The 25,212-nt window shown below is 64.7% G+C and carries 21 protein-coding genes and 1 pseudogene; 17 read left to right on the forward strand and 5 right to left on the reverse strand.

The features are described 5' to 3' along the window. Nucleotides 1-145: 145 nt before the first annotated feature. Nucleotides 146-1,474, reverse strand: coding sequence for an omega-aminotransferase AptA (gene aptA / locus ACYVNQ_RS34945; RefSeq protein ID WP_460909804.1), 1,329 nt, complete (start codon nt 1,472-1,474; stop codon nt 146-148). 434 nt (nt 1,475-1,908) lie between these two features. On the opposite strand from aptA, the gene urtA reads away from it, so the two are divergent. From urtA to ACYVNQ_RS35015, 14 genes and pseudogenes are all read left to right on the forward strand, one after another. Further along, nucleotides 1,909-3,213, forward strand: a complete 1,305-nt coding sequence (gene urtA / locus ACYVNQ_RS34950) for an urea ABC transporter substrate-binding protein (protein ID WP_460909807.1) — start codon at nt 1,909-1,911, stop codon at nt 3,211-3,213. Between the two features lie 149 nt (nt 3,214-3,362). After that, nucleotides 3,363-5,021 carry an urea ABC transporter permease subunit UrtB gene (gene urtB / locus ACYVNQ_RS34955; protein ID WP_460909810.1) on the forward strand — a complete coding sequence of 553 codons (1,659 nt, stop codon included), beginning with the start codon at nt 3,363-3,365 and terminating at the stop codon, nt 5,019-5,021. A gap of 1 nt (nt 5,022) precedes the next feature. After that, nucleotides 5,023-6,234 (forward strand): urea ABC transporter permease subunit UrtC, encoded by a 1,212-nt coding sequence (urtC, locus tag ACYVNQ_RS34960; protein WP_460909813.1) that lies wholly within the window; start codon nt 5,023-5,025, stop codon nt 6,232-6,234. After that, nucleotides 6,231-7,082, forward strand: a complete 852-nt coding sequence (gene urtD / locus ACYVNQ_RS34965; RefSeq protein ID WP_460909816.1) for an urea ABC transporter ATP-binding protein UrtD — start codon at nt 6,231-6,233, stop codon at nt 7,080-7,082. The genes urtC and urtD overlap by 4 nt, the downstream gene beginning before the upstream one ends. An 18-nt stretch (nt 7,083-7,100) precedes the next feature. After that, nucleotides 7,101-7,793, forward strand: a complete 693-nt coding sequence (gene urtE, locus ACYVNQ_RS34970) for an urea ABC transporter ATP-binding subunit UrtE (RefSeq protein ID WP_460909819.1) — start codon at nt 7,101-7,103, stop codon at nt 7,791-7,793. 83 nt (nt 7,794-7,876) lie between these two features. After that, nucleotides 7,877-8,833: an urease accessory protein UreD gene (locus ACYVNQ_RS34975; RefSeq protein ID WP_460909822.1), complete on the forward strand. Its 957-nt coding sequence runs from the start codon at nt 7,877-7,879 to the stop codon at nt 8,831-8,833. Nucleotides 8,834-9,045: 212 nt separating this feature from the next. Then, entirely contained in the window at nt 9,046-9,882 is an 837-nt protein-coding gene (locus ACYVNQ_RS34980) for a transporter substrate-binding domain-containing protein (protein WP_460909825.1), read from the forward strand. 222 nt (nt 9,883-10,104) lie between these two features. Then, a complete protein-coding gene (locus ACYVNQ_RS34985; protein ID WP_460909828.1) occupies nt 10,105-10,407 on the forward strand; it encodes an urease subunit gamma in 303 nt (100 codons plus the stop codon). Between the two features lie 34 nt (nt 10,408-10,441). Continuing rightward, nucleotides 10,442-10,789 carry an urease subunit beta gene (locus ACYVNQ_RS34990; protein WP_460909831.1) on the forward strand — a complete coding sequence of 116 codons (348 nt, stop codon included), beginning with the start codon at nt 10,442-10,444 and terminating at the stop codon, nt 10,787-10,789. A 53-nt stretch (nt 10,790-10,842) separates the two neighbouring features. After that, nucleotides 10,843-12,549, forward strand: coding sequence for an urease subunit alpha (gene ureC, locus ACYVNQ_RS34995; protein ID WP_460909834.1), 1,707 nt, complete (start codon nt 10,843-10,845; stop codon nt 12,547-12,549). 1 nt (nt 12,550) lies between these two features. Further along, nucleotides 12,551-13,171 (forward strand): annotated as a pseudogene (gene ureE / locus ACYVNQ_RS35000) (urease accessory protein UreE); the annotation flags it as partial. A gap of 214 nt (nt 13,172-13,385) precedes the next feature. Beyond that, on the forward strand, nt 13,386-14,066 hold the full coding sequence (locus ACYVNQ_RS35005; RefSeq protein WP_460909837.1) for an urease accessory protein UreF: 681 nt from the start codon (nt 13,386-13,388) through the stop codon (nt 14,064-14,066). Nucleotides 14,067-14,149: 83 nt separating this feature from the next. Further along, a complete protein-coding gene (gene ureG / locus ACYVNQ_RS35010; protein WP_460909840.1) occupies nt 14,150-14,785 on the forward strand; it encodes an urease accessory protein UreG in 636 nt (211 codons plus the stop codon). 153 nt (nt 14,786-14,938) lie between these two features. Beyond that, the gene (locus ACYVNQ_RS35015) at nt 14,939-16,168 is read left to right on the forward strand and encodes a glycosyltransferase (protein ID WP_460909844.1); all 1,230 of its coding nucleotides are present in this window, start codon (nt 14,939-14,941) and stop codon (nt 16,166-16,168) included. 28 nt (nt 16,169-16,196) lie between these two features. On the opposite strand, the gene waaA is transcribed toward ACYVNQ_RS35015, so the two are convergent. From waaA to ACYVNQ_RS35035, 4 genes are all read right to left on the reverse strand, one after another. Next, a complete protein-coding gene (waaA, locus tag ACYVNQ_RS35020; protein ID WP_460909847.1) occupies nt 16,197-17,531 on the reverse strand; it encodes a lipid IV(A) 3-deoxy-D-manno-octulosonic acid transferase in 1,335 nt (444 codons plus the stop codon). 148 nt (nt 17,532-17,679) lie between these two features. Then, nucleotides 17,680-18,564 carry a Kdo hydroxylase family protein gene (locus tag ACYVNQ_RS35025; protein WP_460909850.1) on the reverse strand — a complete coding sequence of 295 codons (885 nt, stop codon included), beginning with the start codon at nt 18,562-18,564 and terminating at the stop codon, nt 17,680-17,682. A gap of 117 nt (nt 18,565-18,681) precedes the next feature. Next, a complete protein-coding gene (waaC, locus tag ACYVNQ_RS35030) occupies nt 18,682-19,701 on the reverse strand; it encodes a lipopolysaccharide heptosyltransferase I (RefSeq protein ID WP_460909853.1) in 1,020 nt (339 codons plus the stop codon). Between the two features lie 213 nt (nt 19,702-19,914). After that, nucleotides 19,915-21,309: a phosphomannomutase/phosphoglucomutase gene (locus ACYVNQ_RS35035; protein ID WP_460909856.1), complete on the reverse strand. Its 1,395-nt coding sequence runs from the start codon at nt 21,307-21,309 to the stop codon at nt 19,915-19,917. 325 nt (nt 21,310-21,634) lie between these two features. Between ACYVNQ_RS35035 and ACYVNQ_RS35040 the strand changes: the two genes are divergently transcribed. The 3 genes from ACYVNQ_RS35040 (at nt 21,635) to ACYVNQ_RS35050 (ending at nt 25,206) form a co-directional block, all read left to right on the forward strand. Further along, on the forward strand, nt 21,635-22,909 hold the full coding sequence (locus ACYVNQ_RS35040) for an oligosaccharide flippase family protein (protein WP_460909859.1): 1,275 nt from the start codon (nt 21,635-21,637) through the stop codon (nt 22,907-22,909). A 215-nt stretch (nt 22,910-23,124) separates the two neighbouring features. Further along, the gene (locus tag ACYVNQ_RS35045) at nt 23,125-23,922 is read left to right on the forward strand and encodes a glycosyltransferase (RefSeq protein WP_460911221.1); all 798 of its coding nucleotides are present in this window, start codon (nt 23,125-23,127) and stop codon (nt 23,920-23,922) included. A 123-nt stretch (nt 23,923-24,045) separates the two neighbouring features. Then, the gene (locus tag ACYVNQ_RS35050) at nt 24,046-25,206 is read left to right on the forward strand and encodes a glycosyltransferase family 4 protein (protein WP_460909862.1); all 1,161 of its coding nucleotides are present in this window, start codon (nt 24,046-24,048) and stop codon (nt 25,204-25,206) included. Nucleotides 25,207-25,212: the final 6 nt, after the last annotated feature.

A 25,212-nucleotide genomic window follows, 5' to 3' on the forward strand; every position in this document is an offset into this window, starting at 1 on the left:
ACGCCGCCGTCGCGCGGTGCCCAGGCGAGCACCGTGCGCATCACGCCCCTGCGTCCACACAGTATTGAGCCGCATGCAGGCGACATTCGAACGCGCTATACGTCGTCAAGGCGCGCATCCGCACGCCCCAACGCTAGCAGCTAGCTCAATCCACTTCCTTCAACACTTCGCCGACAGTCTTGAACAGCTCGACAACCTGCTCTTCCTCGATGATCAGCGGCGGCGAGAACGCGAGAATGTCCCCCGCCATGCGCACCATCACCCCCTTCTGGAAGCACCGGACGAATGTATCGTAAGCGCGCGCGCCCACCGCGCCATCGCGCGACGCCAGTTCCACGCCGCCGATCAGCCCGATATTGCGCACGTCGATCACATGTTTCGTGCCGCGCAGCTTGTGGATTTCCGCTTCAAAGAACGGCGCCATCTTCGCGGCACGCGCGAACAGCTGCTCGCGCTCATACAGATCGATCGTCGCGCAAGCCGCCGCGGTCGCAATCGGATGCCCCGAATACGTATAACCGTGGAACAGCTCGATGCCCGCCGCCGTGCCGTTGACGATCGTGTCGTGAATCCGTTCGCTCGCAGCCACCGCGCCGAGCGGCGCGGCGGCGTTGTTGGTGCCCTTGGCCATCGTCAGCAGATCGGGCGTCACATTGAAGAACTGCGCGGCGAACGGTGTGCCCAGACGCCCCCAACCGGTGATCACTTCATCGAAAATCAGCAGGATGCCGTGCTTGTCGCAGATCTCGCGCAAGCGCTGCAGGTAGCCTTGCGGCGGCACGATCACACCGGTCGAACCGGCCACCGGCTCGACGATCACCGCAGCGATCGTCGAAGCGTCATGCAGCGTGACGAGACGCTCGAGTTCGTCGGCCAGATGCGCGCCCCACGTCGGCTGCCCTTTCGAAAACGCCGCTTCCTTGATGTTCAGCGTATGCGGCAGATGGTCGACCGCCGGCAGCATCGCGCCTGAATACGCCTTGCGGTTGGCCGGAATGCCGCCCACCGACGTGCCGCCGAAACCCACGCCGTGATACGCGCGCTCGCGGCTGATAAAACGGGTGCGCTGCCCTTCGCCGCGCACGCGGTGGTAAGCCAGCGCGATCTTCAGCGCGGTATCGACCGCTTCCGAGCCGGAGTTCGTGAAGAAGATGCGCTTCAGGTCGCCGGGCGTGTGCTTCGCGATCTTCGTCGCGGCTTCAAACGCTACCGGGTGGCCCATCTGGAAGGTCGGCGCGAAATCCATTTCCGCTGCCTGCGCCTGCACCGCAGCGACGATCTCGTCGCGGCAATGGCCGGCGTTCACGCACCACAGGCCCGCGGTGCCGTCGAGGATCCGGCGGCCGTCGTGCGACGTGTAGTACATCCCTTTGGCGCTCGACAGCAGCCGCGGCGCGCTCTTGAACTGGCGGTTCGCGGTGAACGGCATCCAGAACGCGGACATGTCGGGCGGATTGACTGCACGGTCATTCATCTCTTGTCTCCTCGGTGCCTCGGTTGAGGCGATGGGTCGGTTTGCAACTGGGGTCCTCCAGTGTATGCAGCAGCACGCCCGTGCACAACCGGATGGCTGTACTGCACCGATCGGGCGCGTGGACCAAACACGCACTGGTTCACATGCTTCGTCGCGGCGCGTCACGCACCGCAACGAGGCGCGCGACGCACGGTTGCACCGCTTTGGCCCCCATCCAGGCTGGCCCGACGCATCGAGCATCGCAAGCGGCACGGCCAGCAAAGCATATCGCAGCGCGCGCACGGCCGTTTGGGCGCTGCGCTGCAACGTTGGCATATGCCTTGCAGTAACAGGCGCGGCCAGTCATGCGATTCATGCAGCAAACAGCTTCGACCAAGGTCGCGGCAGCCAGCCGCCGCGGCATCCAATAACTCACCAATGGCAAGGGGTAGCACATGAAACGTCGCAGTCTTCTGAAGCTCGGTTCGATGTCGGGCGCACTCGCACTCGCGAGCAAGATTCCTTTCGCCAACGCACAGGACAGCGGTCCGATCAAGGTCGGCATCCTGCATTCGCTGTCGGGCACGATGGCCATTTCGGAGACGTCGCTGAAAGACACCGCGTTGATGACCATCGCGGACATCAACAAGAACGGCGGCGTGATGGGCCGCCAGATCCAGCCGGTGGTGGTGGACCCGGCATCGAACTGGCCGCTGTTCGCCGAAAAGGCGCGTGGCCTGCTGACCCAGGACAAGGTGGCCTGCGTGTTCGGCTGCTGGACCTCGGTGTCGCGCAAGTCGGTGCTGCCGGTGTTCGAAGAACTGAACGGCCTGCTCTACTACCCGGTGCAGTACGAAGGCGAAGAGATGTCGCGCAACGTGTTCTACACGGGCGCGGCGCCGAACCAGCAGGCGATTCCCGCGGTCGAGTATCTGATGGGCAGCGAAGGCGGCGGCGCGAAGCGCTTCTTCCTGCTGGGCACCGACTATGTGTACCCGCGCACCACCAACAAGATCCTGCGCGCGTACCTGCATTCGAAGGGCGTGCAGGACAGCGATATCCAGGAGGTCTACACGCCGTTCGGTCATAGCGACTATCAGACCATCGTCGCGAACATCAAGACCTTCTCGCAAGGCGGCAAGACCACGGTCGTGTCGACCATCAACGGCGATTCGAATGTGCCGTTCTACAAGGAACTCGGCAACCAGGGGCTGAAGGCAACCGATGTGCCGGTGGTCGCGTTCTCGGTGGGCGAAGAAGAACTGCGCGGTATCGATACGAAGCCGCTGGTCGGCCACCTGGCCGCGTGGAACTACTTCATGTCGGTGAAAGGCCCGAACAACACGAAGTTCAAGGAACAGTGGGCCGAGTATGTGAAGGCGCAAAACCTGCCGGGCGGCTCGAAGCGCGTGACCAACGACCCGATGGAAGCCACGTTTGTCGGTATCCATATGTGGAAGCAGGCCGTCGAAAAAGCGAAGAGCACCGACGTCGACAAGGTTCGCATCGCGATGATCGGCCAGACCGTCGCTGCGCCTTCGGGCTTCACGCTGTCGATGGACGGCAACCACCATCTGCACAAGCCGGTGATGATCGGCGAAATTCGCGGCGACGGACAGTTCAACGTCGTGTGGAAGACCAAGACCGCGATTCGCGCGCAACCGTGGAGCCCGTTTATCGCCGGTAACCAGAGCAAGCCGGATGTGGTCAGCTCGATTCCCGAGTTCCTGCGTCGCAAGCGTGCTTTTGCCGTCGCATAAGGTTTTGCTTGATGCGCTCGTGCGGCGCGGCTGAGTCGTTGCACAGCACGCTGCACTTGTCACACCGTCACGTGTGGCGGCAGGTTCGTTCGCATGAGCCTGCTGCCACATACGTGGCGGTGCCTGCCGGTTTCTCATCAAAGGCCATCATGGCGTTCTCCGGGTTTTCCACATTTTCCATTCGCGCTCTGGCGCGGCGCGGCGTTGGCGCGGCGCGTGCCGCGAGCGTCGGCGTTGCGCTGGCGCTGCTCGTCCCGCTGCATGCGTTCGCGCTGACCGCCGCCGATGTCGCGCCGCTCGCCGGCGACGATTTCGACGCGAAATCCGCGGCGATCGACAAGCTGATCGCCAATCACGATACGCAATCGCTGGCGGTGTTAAAGGCGCTTTCCGAAGACAGCGCGCTCGCCACCGATGCCGGCGCCGTGCTACTTCAGGACGGCGACACCGCACACGATGCGGTGACCGGCAAGACCGTCGCCGCCGGCGACGCGCAGCCGATCACGCTGAACAACCAGTTGCGCTCGAAAGTCGCGGGCGCGCTGTCGGGCCTGCAACTCGCCGCGCCGGACATCGAAACGCGGCGCGCGGCGATCGCCGAGTTGCTGAAGAGTCCCGATGCATCGATGAAGCCGATGATCGATGCGGCCCGCGCGAAGGAAACCGACCCTACGCTGAAGCGCCGCCTCGACGTGCTGTGGGCGATGACCGCGCTGCACGACGCAGACGCGAGCAAGCGTCTCGAAGCGGTGCAACTGGTCGCCGCACGGCGCGACCTCGAAATGAACGAACTGCTGCGCCCGCTAGTCGCGAAAAAGCCCGACGGCAGCTTCGCGGAAAGCGACGAGCGCGTGCGCGCCGCCGCGCAAACCGGCATCGATGCACTCGATTCGATCCAGCGCCGCAGCGAGATCGTCGGCACGATCTTCGCGGGCCTGTCGCTCGGCAGCGTGCTGCTGCTCGCCGCGCTGGGCCTTGCGATCACGTACGGGCTGATCGGCGTGATCAACATGGCGCACGGCGAATTCCTGATGATCGGTGCGTATGCAACCTATGTGGTGCAGAACCTGGTGCAGCGCTTTGTGCCCGGCGCGTTCGACTGGTACCCGCTGTTTGCGATTCCGGCTTCGTTCGTGGCTGCCGCGATAGTCGGCATGGTGCTCGAACGGCTGGTGCTGAAGCACCTCTATGGCCGCCCGCTCGAAACACTGCTGACCACCTTCGGTGTCAGCCTGATCCTGATCCAGGCCACGCGGATGATCTTCGGCGCGCAGAACGTGCAGGTGGTGAACCCGTCGTGGATGAGCGGCGGCGTCACGGTGATGCAGAACCTGATCCTGCCGTACAACCGTCTCGCGATTCTGGCGTTCTCGCTGATCGTCGTCGGTATCGCGTGGGCCGTGCTGACGAAGACGCGCCTCGGCCTGTTCGTGCGCGCCGTTACGCAGAACCGTCGGATGGCGGCCTGTGTCGGTGTGAAGACCGCGCGCGTCGACTCGTACGCGTTTGCATTCGGCGCAGGTATCGCGGGTCTCGGCGGCTGTGCGCTGTCGCAGATCGGCAATGTCGGCCCGGATCTCGGCCAGAGCTACATCATCGATTCGTTTATGGCGGTCGTGCTGGGCGGCGTCGGCCAGCTGGCCGGCACGATTCTCGGCGGCTTCGGCCTTGGCCTTGTCAGCAAGGCAATCGAACCGTTCTGGGGCGCCGTGCTCGCGAAGATCGCCGTGCTCGTGCTGATCGTGCTGTTTATCCAGAAGCGCCCGCAGGGCATGTTCGCCCTCAAGGGCCGCAGCGCGGAGGCCTGATATGACGTCCGTTACTTCTCCCGGTTCTCATGGCGCTAACGCGTCGGCCTCCGGCGTCGACGCACGCACCGCTGCCAGCGACGAGCAACGCGCCGAGCTGTCCGGCTTCGCACTCGGCTTACCGCCGCGCCCCGCGCTGCTGTCGCGCCGTGCGTGGCAGGCGCTGATCGCGCTGATCCTCGTGATCGGCATCGGCGTGCCGCTGTCCGCGCTGGTGCTGCCCGAAACCAGCACGTTCCATCTGTCCGCGTATGCGATGACGATCGCCGGCAAGTTCATGTGCTATGCGATCGCCGCGCTCGCGCTCGACCTCGTGTGGGGCTACTGCGGCATTCTGAGCCTCGGGCATGGCCTGTTCTTCGCGCTCGGCGGCTACGCGATCGGCATGTACCTGATGCGTTCGATCGGCCACGAAGGCAAGTACGGCAGCGACCTGCCCGACTTCATGGTGTTTCTCGACTGGCATCGATTGCCGTGGTACTGGCAAGGCACGCAGCATCTCGGCTATGCGCTGCTGCTGGTGGTGCTGGTGCCGGCCGTGATCGCGTGGGTGTTCGGCTTCTTCACGTTCCGCTCGCGCGTCAAAGGCGTGTACCTGTCGATCATCACGCAAGCGATGACGTTTGCCGCGATGCTGCTGTTCTTTCGCAATGAAACCGGCTTCGGCGGCAACAACGGCTTTACGGACTTCAAGCGCATTGCCGGTTTTCCGGTCGCGCATCCGGGCACGCGCACCGTCCTGTTTCTGCTGACCTTCGCGGTGCTGGTGGTGTCGTTTATCGCCGCGCGCGCAATCGTCACATCGAAGCTCGGCCGGGTGGTCACCGCAGTGCGCGATGGCGAAACCCGGCTGATGTTCCTCGGCTACAGCCCGCTCGCGTACAAGCTGTTTATCTGGACCGTGTCCGCAATTCTGTGCGGTATCGCCGGCGCGTTGTACGTGCCGCAGGTCGGCATCATCAACCCTGGCGAAATGTCGCCGGGCAACTCGATCGAAATGGCGATCTGGGTCGCCGTAGGCGGCCGCGGCACGCTGATCGGCCCGATCATCGGCGCGTTCGCGGTGAACGGCGCAAAGAGCTTCTTTACCGCGTACTTCGCCGAATACTGGCTGTTCTTCCTCGGCCTGATTTTCGTGCTGGTGCCGCTGTTGCTGCCCAACGGCATCATGGGCCTGATCGAACTCGCAATGCGCAAAAGGAACCGCACATGAGCGACCCCATCAGCAGCGTGGCGGAACACGCAGATAACCGGGCCTTGTCCGGCGTCGCCGGCATGGGCCACGTCGCCACGCCCGGCGAAATCGATACGTCGCACGGCACGATCCTGTATCTGGAAGACGTGACGGTCAGCTTCGACGGCTTTCGCGCGCTGAACAAGCTGTCGCTGTCGATCGACGCCGGCGAACTGCGCTGCATCATCGGCCCGAATGGCGCCGGCAAGACGACGATGATGGACGTGATCACCGGCAAGACCTCGCCCGATTCGGGCAAGGTCTTCCTCGGCCAGACCATCGACCTGACGCGCATGAACGAACCGGCGATCGCGCGCACCGGCATCGGCCGCAAATTCCAGAAGCCGACTGTGTTCGAGCAGCATCCGGTGTGGGAAAACCTCGAACTCGCGATGAAGACCGACAAGGGCTGGCTCGCTTCGCTGCGCGCGCGTCTGGACCGCGCCGCGCAGGCGCGCATCGAGGAAACGCTCGAGCTGATCCACCTCGAAAGCGAAGCGCGGCGGCCGGCCGGCGAGTTGTCGCACGGGCAAAAGCAGCGGCTCGAAATCGGCATGTTGCTGATGCAACAACCGGCGCTGCTGCTGCTCGACGAACCCGCCGCCGGCATGACCGACGACGAGACGATGCAGCTTGCCGAACTGCTGAATCACCTGCGCGGCACGTGTTCGATGATGGTGGTCGAACACGATATGGAATTCGTTGCCGCACTGGCCGGCGAAAAAGGAACGGTCACCGTGATGGCCGAAGGCAGCGTGCTGGCGCAAGGCACGCTCGATACCGTGAAAAACGACGCGAACGTGATCGAGTCGTATCTTGGCCGCTGAACTGGAGCTGCAAACATCATGCTGGAAGTGACCAATCTGAACCAGTATTACGGCGGTAGCCACATTTTGCGCAATGTGAAGCTCGAGGTGCCGGACGGCAAGCTGACGGTGCTGCTGGGCCGCAATGGTGTGGGCAAGACCACGTTGCTGCGCTGTCTGATGGGCGTGGTGGCGCCGAAGAGCGGCACCATCGCGTGGCGCGGCGAGCAGATCACCAAACTGGCGCCGCATGCGCGCGTGGCGCAAGGGCTTGCGTATGTGCCGCAAGGCCGCGATATTTTTCCGCGCCTGACCGTCGAAGAAAATCTGCTGGTGGGCGCGGCAAGCCGCAAGGCGCCGAAGAAAATCCCCGATCGCATCTATGAGCTGTTCCCGGTGCTGAAGGACATGCGCGCACGGCGCGGCGGCGATCTTTCCGGCGGCCAGCAACAGCAACTCGCGATCGGCCGCGCGTTGATGAGCGAACCGCAATTGCTGATTCTCGACGAACCGACCGAAGGCATCCAGCCGTCGATCATTCAGGACATCGGCCGCACGCTGCGGCAGCTGGTCGAGGAAATGGGGCTGACGGTGCTGCTGGTCGAGCAGTACTACGACTTCGCGAAAGCGATTGCGGATCGCTACTGGGTGATGAGCCGCGGCGAGATTATCGCGGGCGGCGCAGGCGCCAATATGGACGACGACGGCGTACGCTCGCTGATCGCGGTTTAAGTTTCGAGCCGCCTCCTTTAAACCGATTCACACGCCGCTCGCGCCACGTTTCGTGCTGCGAGCGGCGTGCTATCCTCGCCCGCATGTCGCTGCACGAACCACCCGCTACCCTCTCCTCCGCCGCCGCCGATGCACACGCTCAATGGCGCGCGCGGCTCGAACTCGGTTTTACGCTGCAAGGCGCTCCGCGTGAGCACGGGCATACGCCTGCGCTGCCTGATGCGCGCACGGCGCTCACCCATCGCAAGCACGAAGGTCCGTTGCGCGTGCAACGTCCGCTCTACCCGGAAGGCAACGCGATCTGCCATGCGGTGATCGTGCATCCACCGGGCGGTGTCGCGGGCGGCGATCAGCTCGAAATCGACGTTGCATTGGCCGACCACACGCATGCGGTGCTCACCACGCCGGGCGCGACCAAGTGGTACAAATCGAACGGCCGCATCGCGCAGCAGCGCATCGAAATTCACGTCGGCGCGCATGCCAAACTCGACTGGCTGCCGCAGAACAACATCGTGTTCGACCATGCGCATGCGTCGCTCGATTTCACGCTGAGCATTGCGGAAGGTGCGAGCGTGCTGGGTTGGGAGGCAACCCAACTCGGGCGCCAGGCCGCCGGTGAACGCTGGTCGGCGGGCACGTTGCGCGCGGTATCGCGGATCGTCGGCGCCGATGGTCAACCGCTGTGGTTCGAACGCGCCTTGCTGGGTGCGCTCGATCCGCTGCGCGATGCCGCGCAAGGGCTTGCAGGCTTTCCCGCGTACGGCACGCTTTGGGCTGTGGGTGCCGCCTGCGACGAGACGCTAGCCGAGTCGTTAACCGAGCAACTTCCATTCGACGACACGCTGCGTGCGGCTGCCTCGTGCATCAGCTACGAAGCAGGGGCGGCGGGTGCAACGGGTGCAGGCCAACGCGTGCTGCTGGTACGCGCCGTCGCCCGCTCGATGGAGCCGCTGCAGCGCGCGCTCACGCAATGCTGGACTACGCTGCGCCCGCTGGTGCATGGCGTCGACGCGGCGCCGCTGCGTTTGTGGTCCACCTGATTCCCCGCGCATCGACATCGCTGCGGGCTGCACGCACCACAATCGGGCGCGATTACGCGCGACTGTGGTGCATCGCATTGCCTTTTCCCTTGTAAGCCCACGCGCACCGCGCATGGCATAACGCTTGCTGAATAAGGCGTCTGGTATTTGCCGCGAAGCCCGGCAAACTCATTCCGATAAAAACCACCGCCCATTCGCTCATCATGACCGAGATGCTTTCCCGCTCCATCCGCCGCGCAGCCCATGGCCTTAAAGCAAGTCCGCCTGGTGTGCGCCGCGCGTGGCTCGCCGCGCTGCTGGCCGCACCGTTGGTCATGTTCGCCGCGCCCGCTGCGCACGCCGATGCGCTCGACAACATCGCCAAAAGCGGCGTATTGAAAGTTGCCGTGCCGGAAGACTATCCGCCGTTCGGCTCCGTCGGCCCGGACCTCAAACCGCAAGGCTACGACATCGATACCGCCGCGTTGCTCGCCAAAGCCCTGCACGCGAAGCTCGAACTGGTGCCGGTAAACAGCGCGAACCGCATTCCGTACCTGCAGACCAACAAGGTCGACCTGGTGATCTCGTCGCTCGGCAAGACGCCGGAGCGCGAAAAAGTGCTGGATTTCTCGACCGCTTATGCGCCGTACTACCAGGGCGTGTTCGGCCCCGCCGACCTCAAGGTGACCACTCCCGCCGACCTGACCGGCAAGACCGTCGGCGCCACCCGCGGCGCGCTCGAAGAAATCGCATTGACGCAGATGGCGCCGAACGCAACCATCAAGCGCTTCGAGGACAACAACGCGACAATCTCCGCGTTCCTGTCCGGCCAGGTGCAGCTGATCGCCGCCGGCAATATCGTCGCGGCCGCGATCATCGCGAAGAATCCGCCGCGCCGCCCGGAGCCGAAGTTCGTGATCAAGGACTCGCCGTGCTTTGTCGGCCTGAACAAGAACGAGCCGCGCCTGCGCCAGAAAGTCGATGCAGCGCTCAAACAGGCGCGCCAGGACGGCACGCTCGATACGATGTCGAAGAAGTGGTTCGGCGCGCCGCTGCCGGCCAATCTGTAAGCGCATCGACAGATGGCTTCGCTACTGTCCGCTGTATCGATCGACTCAGGCGTTGCGTTGCGCACGAACCGCTATGAGCGGACGCGGCAAAGCAACGCCGTGAAAAGACACTGTGAAGCGACGCTACAAATCGGCGCAGCACGCGACGCTGCCACGCACGCGGCACGCTAGAATGACGCCCTGCCGCCTGCACTCCACGCAGGCACACCACGACAAGCCCTCATGAAGCTGACACCACGCGAACGAGACAAGCTTTTGATTTTCACCGCCGCGCTGCTTGCCGAGCGGCGCCGCGCCCGCGGCCTGAAGCTGAATTATCCGGAGGCGGTTGCCTTCATCACAGCCGCGCTGATGGAAGCGGCACGCGATGGCCGCACGGTTGCCGAGGTGATGCACTACGGCACCACGCTGCTGACGCGCGACGACGTGATGGAAGGCATACCCGAGATGATTCCCGATATCCAGGTCGAAGCCACTTTCCCGGACGGCACGAAGCTCGTGACGGTCCACCATCCGATTCCGTGAAGTTTCCCGAAATTTTCCCTGACAGGAGCACCCGATGATCCCCGGCGAACTGATCACCGACGACGGCGAGCACGAGCTGAACGCAGGCCGCACGACGATCACGCTGACCGTGTCGAATACCGGCGACCGCCCGGTGCAGGTCGGCTCGCACTACCACTTTCATGAAGTGAACGCGGCGCTCGCGTTCGATCGCGCGGCCGCGCGCGGCTACCGGCTGAATATCGCGGCCAGCACCGCGGTGCGCTTCGAGCCGGGCCAGGAACGCACGGTCGAGCTGGTCGAACTGGTGGGCGAGCGCGTCGTGTACGGCTTCCAGGGCAAGGTGATGGGGCGCCTCGACGAAGCGCTCGATTTGCCCGTGCATAGTGCCGTTCCCGCGTGATCGTTGACGTTGAAGTCGATACCCGCTGCCCTTCCCTTCGGACTTAAACAACCATGACACTCCGCATTGGCCGCCGCGCGTACGCCGAAATGTTCGGCCCCACCACCGGCGATCGTCTGCGCCTTGCCGATACCGAACTCGTGATCGAAGTCGAGCGCGACCTCACCGTGTACGGCGAAGAAGTGAAGTTCGGCGGCGGCAAGGTGATCCGCGACGGCATGGGCCAGTCGCAGCGCCTCGCGGCTGACGTCGTCGATACGGTGATCACGAATGCGGTGATTCTCGATCACTGGGGCATCGTGAAGGCCGATATCGGCCTGAAGAACGGCCGCATTGCGGCGATCGGAAAAGCAGGCAATCCGGATATCCAGCCCGGCGTGACGATTCCGCTGGGCGCGGCCACCGAAGTGATTGCCGGCGAAGGGATGATCGTTACCGCAGGCGGCATCGATACGCACATTCACTTCATCAGCCCGCAGCAGATCGACGAAGCGCTCGCGAGCGGTGTGACGACCATGCTGGGCGGCGGCACTGGCCCGGCAACCGGCACCAACGCGACCACCGTGACGCCCGGGCCGTGGCATCTCGAACGGATGCTGCAGGCGGCCGACGGCTATCCGATGAATCTCGGCTTTCTCGGCAAGGGCAACGTGAGCCTGCCGGAGCCCGCGCTCGAGCAAATCGCCGCAGGCGCGATCGGTTTGAAGCTGCACGAAGACTGGGGCACGACGCCGGCGGCGATCGACAACGCGCTGTCGGTAGCCGACGATACCGATACGCAGATCGCGATCCACACCGATACGCTGAACGAAGCGGGCTTCGTCGAAGCGACCGTCGCCGCGTTCAAGGGCCGCACGATCCACACGTATCACACCGAAGGCGCCGGCGGCGGCCACGCGCCGGACATCATCAAGGTGTGCGGCGAGATGAACGTGCTGCCTTCGTCGACCAATCCGACGCGGCCGTATACGGTCAACACGCTCGACGAACATCTCGACATGCTGATGGTGTGCCACCACCTGGACCCGTCGATTGCCGAAGACATCGCGTTTGCCGAATCGCGAATCCGCCGCGAGACGATCGCCGCCGAAGACATCCTGCACGATCTGGGCGCGCTGTCGATGCTGTCGTCCGATTCGCAGGCGATGGGCCGGGTCGGCGAGGTGATCATCCGCACGTGGCAAACTGCGCACAAGATGAAAGTGCAGCGTGGGTCGCTTTCGGAAGACAACGCGCGCCACGACAATTTTCGCGTGAAGCGCTATGTCGCGAAGTACACGATCAACCCGGCGTTGACGCACGGTATTGCGCATGAAGTCGGCTCGGTCGAGCCGGGCAAATGGGCTGATCTGGTGCTGTGGGAACCGGCGTTTTTCGGCATCAAGCCTTCGCTGATCCTGAAGGGTGGCATGATTGCGCTGGCGCAGATGGGAGACCCGAACGCCTCGATTCCGACTCCGCAGCCGGTGCATTACCGCGAAATGTTCGCCACGCGCGGCGGCGCACTGGGCCGCACGTCTTTGACATTTGTGTCGCAGATGGCCGAAGCGGCTGGGGTTGCAGAGCGCTATGGTCTGAGCAAACGCGTAGTGGCTGTGAAAAACTGCCGTACAGTGACGAAGGCCGACATGATTCACAATGCATGGCGCCCGAACATTACCGTCGATCCGGAAACCTACCAGGTGATCGCGAACGGCGAACTGTTGACCTGCGAACCCGCCAAGGTATTGCCGATGGCGCAACGCTATTTCCTGTTCTGACATGAGAACCATCGATAAACGGCTGGACCCGCATCTGAAGATCGCACGCGTGCTGGTGGCGCGTGCGCCGGGTTTGACGCTGCCGTTCGACTCGCGCTGCAAGAGCCGCCTCGCGGCCACGCTCGACACCGGTGAAGAAGTCGCGCTGGTGCTGCCGCGCGGTACGGTGCTGCGCGATGGCGACGTGCTGGTGGCCGATGACGGCGCGCTGGTGCGGGTAGCCGCAGCGGCTGAAGCGGTGCTGCTGGTGCGCGCGCCGGATGGATTGACGCTGACGCGCGCGGCGTATCACCTGGGTAATCGGCATACGCCGGTCGAGGTAGGTGTCGATTATCTGAAGCTCGAATTCGATCCGGTGCTGGCGGATATGCTGGAGCGGCTTGGTGCGTCGGTGGAACAGGCTTCGTTGCCGTTCCAGCCGGAGACGGGTGCGTACGGCGGCGGCCATAAGCATGGTCACGATGAGACCTTCGCCGAAGACTATGCGCTCGCGCAGCAGGTTTATGGCGAGCATCATGGGCATGATCACGCGCATGGGCATTCGCATGAACATGACCACGCGCACGGGCATGACCACAAGCACGGGCATGCTCATTCGCATGATCACGGCCACGATCATTCGCACGGCGACAAGCACGCGCACGGCAGCGATCACGATCACGAACACAAGCAGGGTCACGCGCATGCGCACAGCCATGGCGACGGCGATTCGCATGCGCACAGCCACGGCGGCGATCACGCGCATTCGCACGATCACGGCCATGCGCACGACCACCAGCACGATCACGACCACGATCACTGCGGCGACGCATCCTGCACGCACGGCGATCACGGCCATGCGCATCGCTGAACTCACCGCGCTGCTGCACCTCGCGTCGCCGGCTTTGCCGATCGGCGCGTTTAGTTACTCGCAAGGCCTCGAAGCCGCGATCGAAGCGCAACTGGTGCACGACGCCGACAGCGCGCGCGACTGGATCGCAAGCGGCCTCGCCAACGTGCTCGCCTATGGCGAGCTGCCGTTTCTTGCGCATCAGTTCGAACGCTGGCGTACACACGACGCCGCTGCGCTTGCGCAAGCCAACGCCGAATTCCTCGCCAGCCGCGAATCCGCCGAACTGCGCCGCGAAACCGAACAGATGGGCTGGTCGCTGCGCCAGCTGTGCGCATCGCTCGAATGGGGCGACGCCGCGCGGCGCGCGACGCTCGCGGCGATGACGCCGGTCGCGCAACCCACCGCGTTCGCATTGGCCGCGCTCGCGCACGACGCCGCCGCCGATGCCGCGCTCGCTGCTTATGCGTTCAGCTGGGTCGAAAACCAGGCAGCCGCCGCGCTGAAAGCGGTGCCGCTCGGCCAGCTCGCCGGGCAGCGGATCATCGTCGCGCTGCGCCCGGCGATCGAAGCGGCAGTGGCCCGCGCGCTCGCCACACCGCCCGACGACATCAACACCTTCGCACCGCAGCTGGGCATTCTGTCGGCGCGCCACGAGTCGCAGTATTCGCGGCTGTTCCGCTCCTAGGTACACGCTTCCAGGTACATGCTTTCAAGTACCCGCTTCTACGTATCCGCTTTTACGCATCGTCACGCACAGGTATCACGAACATGAACGCACAGACTCAACGCACCAAGAAACTGCCGCCGCTGCGGGTGGGCGTCGGCGGCCCGGTCGGCTCCGGCAAGACGACGCTGCTCGAAATGCTGTGCAAGGCCATGCGCGAGCGCTACGACCTCGTCGCGATCACCAACGACATCTACACGAAAGAAGACCAGCGCCTGCTGACGGTAGCAGGCGCCCTGCCCGCCGAACGCATCATGGGCGTCGAGACCGGCGGCTGCCCGCACACCGCGATTCGCGAAGACGCGTCGATCAACCTCGAAGCAGTCGACCGCATGCTGTCGCGCTTTCCCGATGCGGACATCGTGTTTATCGAATCGGGCGGCGACAATCTCGCCGCCACCTTTAGCCCCGAGTTGTCGGACCTGACGATCTACGTGATCGACGTGGCCGGCGGTGAGAAGATTCCGCGTAAGGGCGGCCCGGGCATCACGAAGTCGGATCTGCTGGTGATCAACAAGACCGATCTCGCGCCGATGGTGGGCGCGAATCTCGACGTGATGGCCGCCGATGCGACGAAGATGCGCGGCGAGCGGCCATTCGTGATGAGCAATCTGAAGGCGCTCGACGGGCTGGACCAGGTGATCGCGTTTATCGAAAAGAAGGGCTTGCTGACGGTTTGACGGTTTGATGCCTGCGGCGCGCGTGACCAGCGCGAGGGTCAACGCGACGACCCACGCAGGCGCCAACGCAGATGCGGATGATAAGATGCGAACAAATCAACAGCGCGGCGCACTTGCTTCACCCCCACCGCCGCAACACGCCCCGTCACCCGCATGCCTTCATCGACCCAGCGTATATCGCTGCTATTTCACATCGTCGACTTTATCGACGGCGGCATCGAATCGTCGTTGATTCAATGGCTGCGCGTCTTCGACCGCAGCCGCTTCACGGCGACCTTGTCGGTGATGTTTGCTTCGCCCGAATTCGAAAAACGCTACCGCAAGCTGATCCCGCCGGACGTCAAGATCGAGGTTCTGGCCGACAAGCCGTGGCTCAACTATTTCCAGACGCGCCGTTATGCACGCCGGCTGAGCAAGCTCGGCCGCGTCGGGCGCGACGTGTTCAATACGCTCGCCGTGCGGCCGTATGTGCGTACGCGCCTTGCTGGCCTCGCGCGCCAGCACGACGTGATCGTCGACTTCGATATGTCGTTGCGGCGCTGGGCGGCACAATTCAATGTCGCGTGGTTGGGCGTCAATCATTTCAGCTTCAATGCGCGGCTCGGCGGACGGCGCCGTAAAGCGCAGCGGCTCGCCGCGCAATACGGTCGCTACGACAGCCTGATCGCGCTGAACCAGCATATGGCCGACGAGGCCACCGCGATGTTCGGCGAGCAACTGCGCAAGCTGATCGTGTTGCCCAATGCGATCGACATCGACGCGATTCGCGCCTCTGCGGCCGTGCCGGGCGTCTGCACCGCACCGGGCGATGCGCCGTATATCGTCTCGGTTGCACGGCTCGACGAGATCCAGAAGGATCACCGGACGCTACTGCATGCGTATGCGAAGTTGATCGCGCAACGGCAGGTGGCGGAAGACCTCGTGATTGTCGGCGATGGCGCGTTCCGCCAGGAGCTTGAAGCTTGCGCGCAGCAACTCGGCATTGCGCCGCGCGTGCATTTTCTCGGTCATCAGAACAACCCGCATGCGCTGCTTGCGAATGCGAGCGCTGTGGTGCTGAGTTCGCGCTACGAAGGCATGCCGATGGTGCTGCTCGAAGCGCTCGCGCACGGCAAACCGATCGTCGCAACCGATTGCCCGACGGGGCCGCGCGAAATTCTCGACGAAGGCCGTGCTGGCTTGCTGGTGCCGATCGGCGAAGCGGAGCGCATGGCCGATGCGCTCGGGCGAATTGTGAGCGATGCGGCACTGCGCGACACGATGAGTGTGAGCGCGGCGCAGCGCGCGCAGCACTATGGGATCGAGCAGAGCAACCGGCGTCTGGCGGATTGCGTGACCGATATTCTGGCGGCGCGCGGTAGGCGGGATGAGGTTGTGGCGTAGTGCGTTAGCAGATTGCGTCGCGCACACGTCAGTTGGAATCGGCGGCAGTACCCAACGAGTGCGACTCCGGCAACAACGTCATCAACACCTCCACCGTCCGCGCCGTCGCCCCGCGATGCCGCGCCGCGAACGCCGACGCCGCCCCGCCCATCGCGATACGGCGCGGCTTGTCCTCGAACAGTTCGCGCAGCACGCGCGCCAGATCCGCCGGATCCTGCACCTGAATCGCCGCGCCCGCGGCCACCGCATCGGCGGTCGCCTGCGTGAAATTGAACACGTGCGGCCCGATCAGTACCGGCACACCCACCGCGCACGCTTCGATCAGATTCTGCCCGCCAAGCGGCAGCAGGCTCCCACCGATAAACGCGATATCCGAAGCCGCGTAGTACGCGCCAAGCTCGCCCATCGAATCGCCGAGCAGCACCGTCACGTCGCGCGGCAACGCAGGCTGTGCGCCTTGCGCCGCAGCCGCCGTGCCGGCCGGCGCCCACACCGAGCGCCGCTGGCAACGCAAGCCGTTACGCTCGACCAGCGCCGCCACTTCGTCGAAGCGCTGCGGATGGCGCGGCACCAGCACCAGCAACGCATCTTCGACAGCAAGCGCAGCAAACGCCTGCAGCACCAGCTCTTCTTCGCCCTCGCGCGTACTCGCCGCGACCCACACCGGCCGCGTGCCGATCGCCGTACGCCATGCATGGCCGCGCGCCGTCAGTTCGGGCGGCGTGTGCATGTCGAACTTCAGATTGCCAAGCACCGCGACATTGCGCGCGCCAAGCGATGTCAAACGCTGCGCATCCGCCGGGCTTTGCGCCAGCACCCGCGAAAAACCGCCGAACACACCACGTGTGGCGTTGCCGAAGCGCGAAGCGCGCCGGAACGAACGCTCCGACATCCGCGCGTTGGTCAGCACCAGCGGCACATCCGCGCGCCGGCATTCGTCGATTAGCGTCGGCCACACTTCGGTCTCCATCACGAGACCCACCGAAGGCCGCCATGCACGCAGAAAACGTCGTACCGCATGCGGCATGTCGTACGGCAGATAGCAGCGCAACACGCGCTCGCCGAAAATCTGTTCGCCGGTCGCGCGGCCGCTCGGCGTCATGTGCGTGAGCAACAGACGCGCGTCGGGGCGCGCCTTCAGCAACGCATCGATCAACGGCTGCGCCGCGCGCGTTTCGCCGACCGACACCGCATGCACCCAGATCAGCGGCGAGCTGTCCTCCGGCAAGCGGCCGCGCCCGCGGCCGAAACGCTCGCCGATGTATTGCCGGTAGCCGGGCTCCTTGCGCGAGCGGATCATCAGGCGTGCCACCGCGACGGGCGCCGCGATCCACCATAGCGCGTTATAAACGGCCCTCAGCATCGCGCCTCCGCGGCCTGCCGGGAAAGCCAAACGCCACGCATAGCCATGCATCGAAGCGTCACCGCCGATATCACCGTCGATCGTCCGCGAGCATCGCACGCCACATCGCGTACCTTGCGCGCCCTGGCGCCTACCGTATCGCGCGCGCTCAAACCAGCGCCCTGCCCTTGAGCCGTTCGAGAATGCCGAGCGGCGCGCATTCGGGTTGCGCCATCGCCTTCACCGGCAAGAAGAACGTCTGCTCGAGCATGAACTGCCCGGACATCACCGCATGCGAGGTCTGATCCGAGAAGCACACCCACACACTGCCCGGCGGAAACGGCATGGTTTCTTGCGGCGAGCTCTTCTGATACTCAAGGTCCGCCTTCATGCCGTCGTGCAGGTTCAGCATCAGATGGTCGTATTCGCTGCGCGTCGATTTGGTCACGTGCAGCAGGTTCAACAGCCATGCAGAGCCCGGCATCTGCGGCTTGATACGCGGCAGGAAGCGTTTGGCCATCTGTTCGAACGGCTCGCCGACGCGCCATACGCGCGGCGTGCCTTGCGGGTTGACGTTGGTAAACACGCGCAGAATCCGCTCGCCGTAATTCGGCCGCGACGGGAACGCATCGACGTGCAGGCGGCTATCGTCCTTGCGCCACGAAGTCTGGCGGGTTTCGACCTGATGCAGCCGCAGGCTGGTCGGCGCGACGCGCAGCGTGCCGTGATACTCCGGAAAGAGACCATCGACCAGCGAACGCGCATTCGACTGGTAACGCGCGATCAGCGCGCGCACCGCCGACTGCTGCACCGTATCGCCGAGCACGCCGTGCAAGGCGCCGCCGTTCGGCTCGAGACTGATGTTCTTGCGCTGCGGGTCGGCGATGGCCGGATCGAGCAGCGCCAGTTCGCCGCCTTCGATCGCAAAACGCAGGTTCGGGAAATACAGCACCTTGCCGCGTTCGACGCCGGCCAGCAGCGTCTCGCGTGGCACCGACAGGTCTTGTCCGTGCCAGTCGGCGCTCGTTACTTCGATGATCTGGGATTCGTTCATGGTCGCCTTTTATTGCAGCGAGTGATTGCAGCGGATCGAGCATCGCGCGAGGCCTACGCGCGGCTCATCCGCCGTTGTCTACCGCCAGGCCGCAGCGCACCGGCGGTGGCTGCCGCGCTACAGCAGCCCGAAGCCGGCCAGCGCGGCCTTCACCTGTTGCAGCGTGGGTGGCTGGCCCGCGGTGCCGAGATTGGTCACGTTCGGCGACCAGTAGCCGCCGGTACGCCACGCAGTGGCGAAATTGTACAACTCGACCGTCGGCCGTTTGAGTGCTGCGGCAATATGCACGAGGCCTGTGTCGACGCCGACGGTCGCCGCCGCCCCGTCGATCAGACCGACCACAGCCGGCAGCGACAGCTTGGGCGGCACCACCGCAGCCGCGCCGAACTCCTTCGCGAGCTGCTCGCTGGTCGCGCGTTCTGCTTCGCTGCCCCAAGGCAACACCAGCGATGCGCCGCGCCGCACCAACGCCTGGCCCAGTTCGATCCATGCGGCCGCAGGCCACTGCTTGTCGGCACGCGAAGTGGCATGCACGAACACCACGTACGGCACCGGCAAGTTCAGCTGCGCCTGCGACAACGCCAGCGCAGCGCGATTCGTATCGATGCCGAAGTCGATCTCGTCGGTGGGCTGAGGCGGCGGGTCGCCAAGCGCAGCCGCCACCAGTTGACGCGTACGCTCGACCACATGAGTACGCGGCGCGATCGGCACGCGCTTGCCGTAGAAGAAACGCACCGGCCATTCGTAGCCGGCGCCGTCGGTCCGGTTGCCCAGGCCCACCAGCGGCCCGCGCGCCATGCTCGCCACCCACGCGGTCTTGATCAGCCCCTGGCAGTCGATCACGAGGTCGTAGTGCTCGGCGGCCAGCGCGCGGCGAAACGCGCCGATCTCACGCCAGTTGCCCACCGACAGCAGCCGCTTGCGCCAGCGCCGCAGCGACACCGGAATCGCGCGGTGCACGCCATACACGAGCTCGACGAGCCCCATAAAGCTTTCTTCGACCAACCAGTCGATCTGCGCATCGGGATGGCGCCGGCGAATATCGGCGATCACCGGCATGTTGTGCACGACGTCGCCCAGCGACGAAACCCGCACGATCAGTATCTTTTGCGCGCTCAAGGATCGGAAGCCGGTCATTCCGGCCGAAAAATGCGTTGAAAGAGCGCAATTCTAGCGCGCCATGCGCTAAAACCATGAAAAAACGCGGCGCGGGTCTCAGGCGACCCGCGCCGCGTTGGTGTGACGTGCTGCGTTTGCGTGATTAAACGGCTATCAGGCTGCGTATCACGTGCTGTCTCAAGCGGTGTATCAAGCGATCACCCGGCGATCGCCCGGTGATTCGCCGGGCGCTCAGAACGGCAGCTTCGCATCCGCCTTTTCCGCGAGGATCACGCGGCGGAAATCTTCCTGAATCCGCTTGAGCGCAGCATCGTTATCGGCCTCGAAGCGCATCACGACGACCGGCGTGGTGTTCGACGAACGTGCCAGCCCGAAGCCATCCGGATACTCGACACGCAAGCCGTCGATCGTGATCACCTCGTTCGCATCCGGGAACGTCGCGCTCTTCTGCAGCCGCCCGATCAGTTCGAAGTTCTCGCCTTCCTGCAGCTTCAATTGCAGTTCGGGCGTCGAATGCGAATTAGGCAGGCTGTTGAGCAACGCGCTCGGGTCGGCCACGCGCGACAGAATTTCCAGCAGCCGCGCGCCCGTGTACAGGCCGTCGTCGAAGCCATACCAGCGGTCTTTGAAGAACACGTGGCCGCTCATCTCGCCGGCCAGCGGCGCGCCGGTTTCACGCAGCTTCGCCTTCACCAGCGAGTGGCCGGTTTTCCACATCAGCGGCTCGCCGCCCTTGGCGCGCACCCAGGTGGCCAGATTGCGCGTGCACTTCACGTCGTAAATGATCTGCGCGCCCTTGTTGCGCGACAGCACTTCTTCGGCGAACAGCATCAGCTGACGGTCCGGATAGATGATCTCGCCATCTTTCGTGACCACGCCGAGACGGTCGCCGTCGCCGTCGAACGCGAAGCCGATTTCGGCATCGGTTTCCTTCAGCGCGCGGATCACGTCCTGCAGGTTCTCCGGGTGAGCCGGGTCGGGATGGTGGTTCGGGAAGTTGCCGTCGATCTCGGTGAACAGTTCGACCAGTTCGCAGCCAAGCGCCTTGAACAGACGCGGTGCGAGCCCGCCCGCCACGCCGTTGCCGGTATCGACCACCAGCTTCAGCGGCCGCGCCAGCTTGATGTCGCTGACGATGCGCTCGAGATACGCGTCGGCGATGTCGTAATCGGCATAGGTGCCGTTACCGCTTTCGAACTTGTTGCCGACGATGCGTTGATACAGCGCCTGGATCTGCTCGCCGTAAATCGCCGCGCCGCGCAGCACCATCTTGAAACCGTTGTAGTCCGGCGGATTGTGGCTGCCGGTGACGACGATGCATGAGTCGACGCGCCGCTCGCCGCCGGCCAGCTTGAGCGGCACGCTGGCCGCGAAATAGCCGACCGGCGTCGGCACCATGCCGACATTGACCACGTCGACGCCGGCTGCGCGCAGCCCTTCGGATAGCGCGGCGATCAGCTCGGGGCCCGACAGGCGCCCGTCGCGTGCGACCACTACCGCGTCGCCACCCTGGGCGCGCACTTCGCTGCCGAATGCACGGCCGATCGAGCGGGCCACATCGGCATCCAGCGTCTTGCCGATTACGCCGCGAATGTCATACGCCTTGAAAATCGATTGGGAGATCATGGATAGGCTCACTTACGTGCAATGGGAAATGTGTGCGGCGCAGCGCGTGGTCTCGCCTGCGCCGTTGCCGGAAGCGATCCGGTTCCAACTTATAATTGCGCTTTTCAGCGAATGCCTGACGTGCGCTTATTCTAATGCCTCAACGCCCTCCGAATGCAAAATTGCTGCCATGTCTGGCCGCCCGCGCTGTCATGTTGGTGCAATCGGCAACGCGTATTGCCGCAGCGCGAATGGGCAGAACAGGCATGACGGGCCGCGGCTGCCGTGCGTTGCAGCGTGCCACTGCCACCGAGCGCGCGGCGCGCGATGCCCGGGCGGACGCCCGATGCTGAGCTGGAAGCGCCACGCCAACCCGGACGTCACCCGCGCTTTTACCAACCTCGTCTGGCTCGGCCTCGAGCGGCTCACGCAGATTGCCGTAGCGATTGCGATAAGCGGCGTGCTCGCGCGTTACTTCGGCCCGGACGTATTCGGCAAGTGGCAATACGCGAACACCTTGCTGCTGGTGCTGTCGCCGCTCACGTGGGTGTGCGGCGCCGAGATCCTGGTACCGACCATCGTGCGCCGCCCCGCCGCCGAGTTAGGCACCGTGCTCGGCAGTGCGTTCACGTTGCGCGTCACCGTGTCGGCTGCGGCGTTGCTGCTTACGTGGGTGGCGATCTTCGCGAACTCGGCGGTGCACTTCACCGATCCGCTGGTGGGCACGATGCTCGCCGGGCTCGCGGTGACGATGCTGTTTCGCGAGCCGTTCGTCGGCGTGATCAACGCGTGGCTGCAGAGCATGACCTATAGCAAGCCGCAGCTCGTCACCAGCATGAGCACCGCGGTGGCCAAGGCCTTGCTGGTGTGGCTGCTGGTGCGCGCGGCGGCGCCCGCGGGTAGCTTCGGCTGGCTGTGGGCGCTCGAATCGGCGGCGATCGGCGCGGTGCTGGTGGGCTATTACATCAAGCGGCATGGCGGCACGCTCGGCTGGCATGTCGAGCGGCCGCTGGTGCGCCACTTCGCGAGCGCCGGCACGGTGTTCTGGCTCGGCCTGATCTGCATGTACCTGTTCCTGAAGCTCGACCGGCTGATGCTCGAGCGCGCGATCTCGTTTGCCGATCTCGGCCGTTACTCGGCGGCGCAGCAGCTGAACGAAAACTGGATCACGCTTGCGCTGATGCTTGCGCAAACTATCGCGCCGGCGTTCGTGTATCGCGTGCAGGAAGCCGCGCAACTGCGCCGCAATGTGTGGCGGCTCAGCGCGCTGACCTGCGCGGTGATGGCGGCCGGCGCGCTGGTGCTCGACCTGCTCGCCGGGTTCATCATTCGCCATGTGTTCGGGCCGGCCTACGAAGGCGCCATCGACATCTTCCGCTGGGCCGTGTGGTTGTCGGTGCCGGCCGGCATCGAGGCGATCGGCAACCTCGTCGTGCTCAAATACCAGGCCAAGTTCGTGCTGCTGGCCAAATGGCTGCTGGCGCTGGCGGTCGCGGCCGTGGTCAATTTGCTGGCGATTCCGCGTCTCGGCGCATACGGCGCGCTGGTTGGGCTGGCCGCCGGGTATCTGGTCGCCGCCTGCGTCAACCTTTACTACATTCGCTACAAGCTGCGCTCATGACGCTTTCCACTGCTTTTGCACGCCGTTCGCCGCAGGCCGCACACGCGGCGGCGTCCGCGCCTTCGGGCTCTGGCGGCCCGGGCTCTGGTGGCCCGAGCTCTAGCGGCCTCGGCTCTGGTGGCCTGAGCTCTGGTGGCCTGAGCTCTGGTGGCCTGGGCTCTGGTGGCCTCGGCGCCGCGGCCTCGCGCGCGGCACTCGACGATGTCGCGGTGCTGATGCCCGCCTTCAACGGCCAGGCCGACGTCGAGCGCACGCTCGCGTCGTTCAACGAAGAAGCCCCCGTACACGTATTGATCGTCGATGACGGCAGCACGCCGCCGCTGGTCGCGCCCGCCCTGCCCGGACTGTGCATCGAGATCCTGCGCATGCCGCAAAACGTCGGCATCGAGCGCGCGCTGAAGGCGGGCATCGAAGCGCTTGCCGCGCGCGGCTTCCGCTATGCCGCGCGCATCGATGCCGGCGATCTGACGGTGCCTCGGCGGCTGGCGAAGCAGCGCGCGCATCTCGAAGCACACCCGCAGGTCGCGGGGCTCGGCATGTGGACCCAGGTGGTCTCGCGCGATGGCGCGCCACTGTTCATGCTGAGCCCGCCCACCGAGCCGCAGGCGATCCGCCGCGTGCGTTTCATGCGCGCCTGCTTCGTGCATCCGTCGATGATGCTGCGCGTCGACGCCGTGCTGGCGGCCGGCAACTATCGCGCCACGTACCGCGCGGCCGAAGACCTCGATCTGTTCCTGCGGCTGATGGAGCGCCACGACTGCGCGAACCTGCCGGAACTCGGCCTCTACTACGAACTGAACGAAGGCGGCATCAGCGCAACGAAGCGTCGCCGGCAGATCGCGTCGACGCTGCGGCTGCAGTTACGCTACTTCAACGTGACGAACCCGTACGACTGGCTCGGCCTCGCGAAGAACCTGCTGCACTTCGTGACGCCGTATCGCGCGCTGCAGCGGTTGAAGCGCCGTGTGTATGCACCGGGCGATCGCAGCGACACGGGCGGCGCGGCGCGCTGAAGCGTCCGCATGGTCCGCGCCCGTTCGCCCCGGTTGCCATCTCAGTTGCCATACTCAGTTGCCACACTTGTCGCCACCCCTGCCGCACTTCGTTACCCATACATCGATCTCACCCACACCTTGATGAAACCCCGCATCGCGCGCCCCACCGAGCTACGTGTCAGCCTTGTCTGCAACACGTCGTTTGCCATCTACACGTATCGCCAGGGGCTGATCCGTGAGCTCGTCGCATGCGGCGTCGCCGTGACGGTAATCGCGCCGCGCGACCGCACCACCGATCTGCTGATCGCGATGGGCTGCCGCTGGATCGAGCTGGCCATCGCGTCCAAAGGCACCAACCCGCGCGACGATCTGCGCACGCTGTGGCAGCTGTACCGGCTGTACAAAAGCACGCGCCCGCACGTCGTGTTTCACTACACGATCAAGCCGAACATCTATGGTTCGGTTGCGGCACGGCTGGCCGGTGTCGACTCAGTAGCCGTGACAACTGGCCTCGGCTATGTTTTCATCCAGCAAAGCCGCGCGGCGCAGGTCGCCAAACGGCTCTATCGCTTCGCGTTCCGCTTTCCGCGCGAAGTATGGTTTTTGAATCGCGACGATCAAGCCGCGTTTACCGGTCAGAATCTGCTGGTGCACCCTGAGCGGGCCCGGCTGCTGCACGGCGAAGGCGTCGATCTCGGGCAGTTCGCGCCGGTGCCGTTGCCGCGGCATGACGCGGCGGGCAGCACGTACACCTTCGTGCTGATCGGCCGCTTGCTGTGGGACAAAGGCGTCGGCGAATATGTCGAGGCCGCGCGGCAGCTGCGCGCGCGGTATCCTCACGCGCGCTTCCAGTTGCTGGGTCCGGCGGGCGTCGACAACCCGAGCGCGATCACGCTCAAAGAAATCGATGCGTGGCAGCGCGAAGGCGTAATCGAATATCTGGGCGAAGCGCACGACGTGCGCCCGGTAATCGCCGCGGCAGACTGCGTGGTGCTGCCGTCGTACCGCGAAGGGGTGCCGCGCACGCTGATGGAAGCGGCGGCGATGGGCCGGCCGGTGGTCGCGACCGATGTGCCGGGCTGCCGCGAAGTGGTCGAACACGGTGTCAACGGCTTGTTATGCGAAGCGCGTAATGTGGCCAGTCTCGCCGCGCAGCTCGCGCGTATGCTCGACCTGAGCGACGGCGAGCGGCAGCAGATGGGGCAACGCGGCCGACAGAAAGTCGCGGCCGAATTCGACGAACGGGCCGTCGTCGAGCGATACAAGGACCTGCTGAATAATCTGACGGGCGTCTCACTTTAATGGAGC

Source organism: Paraburkholderia jirisanensis, from assembly GCF_054782355.1.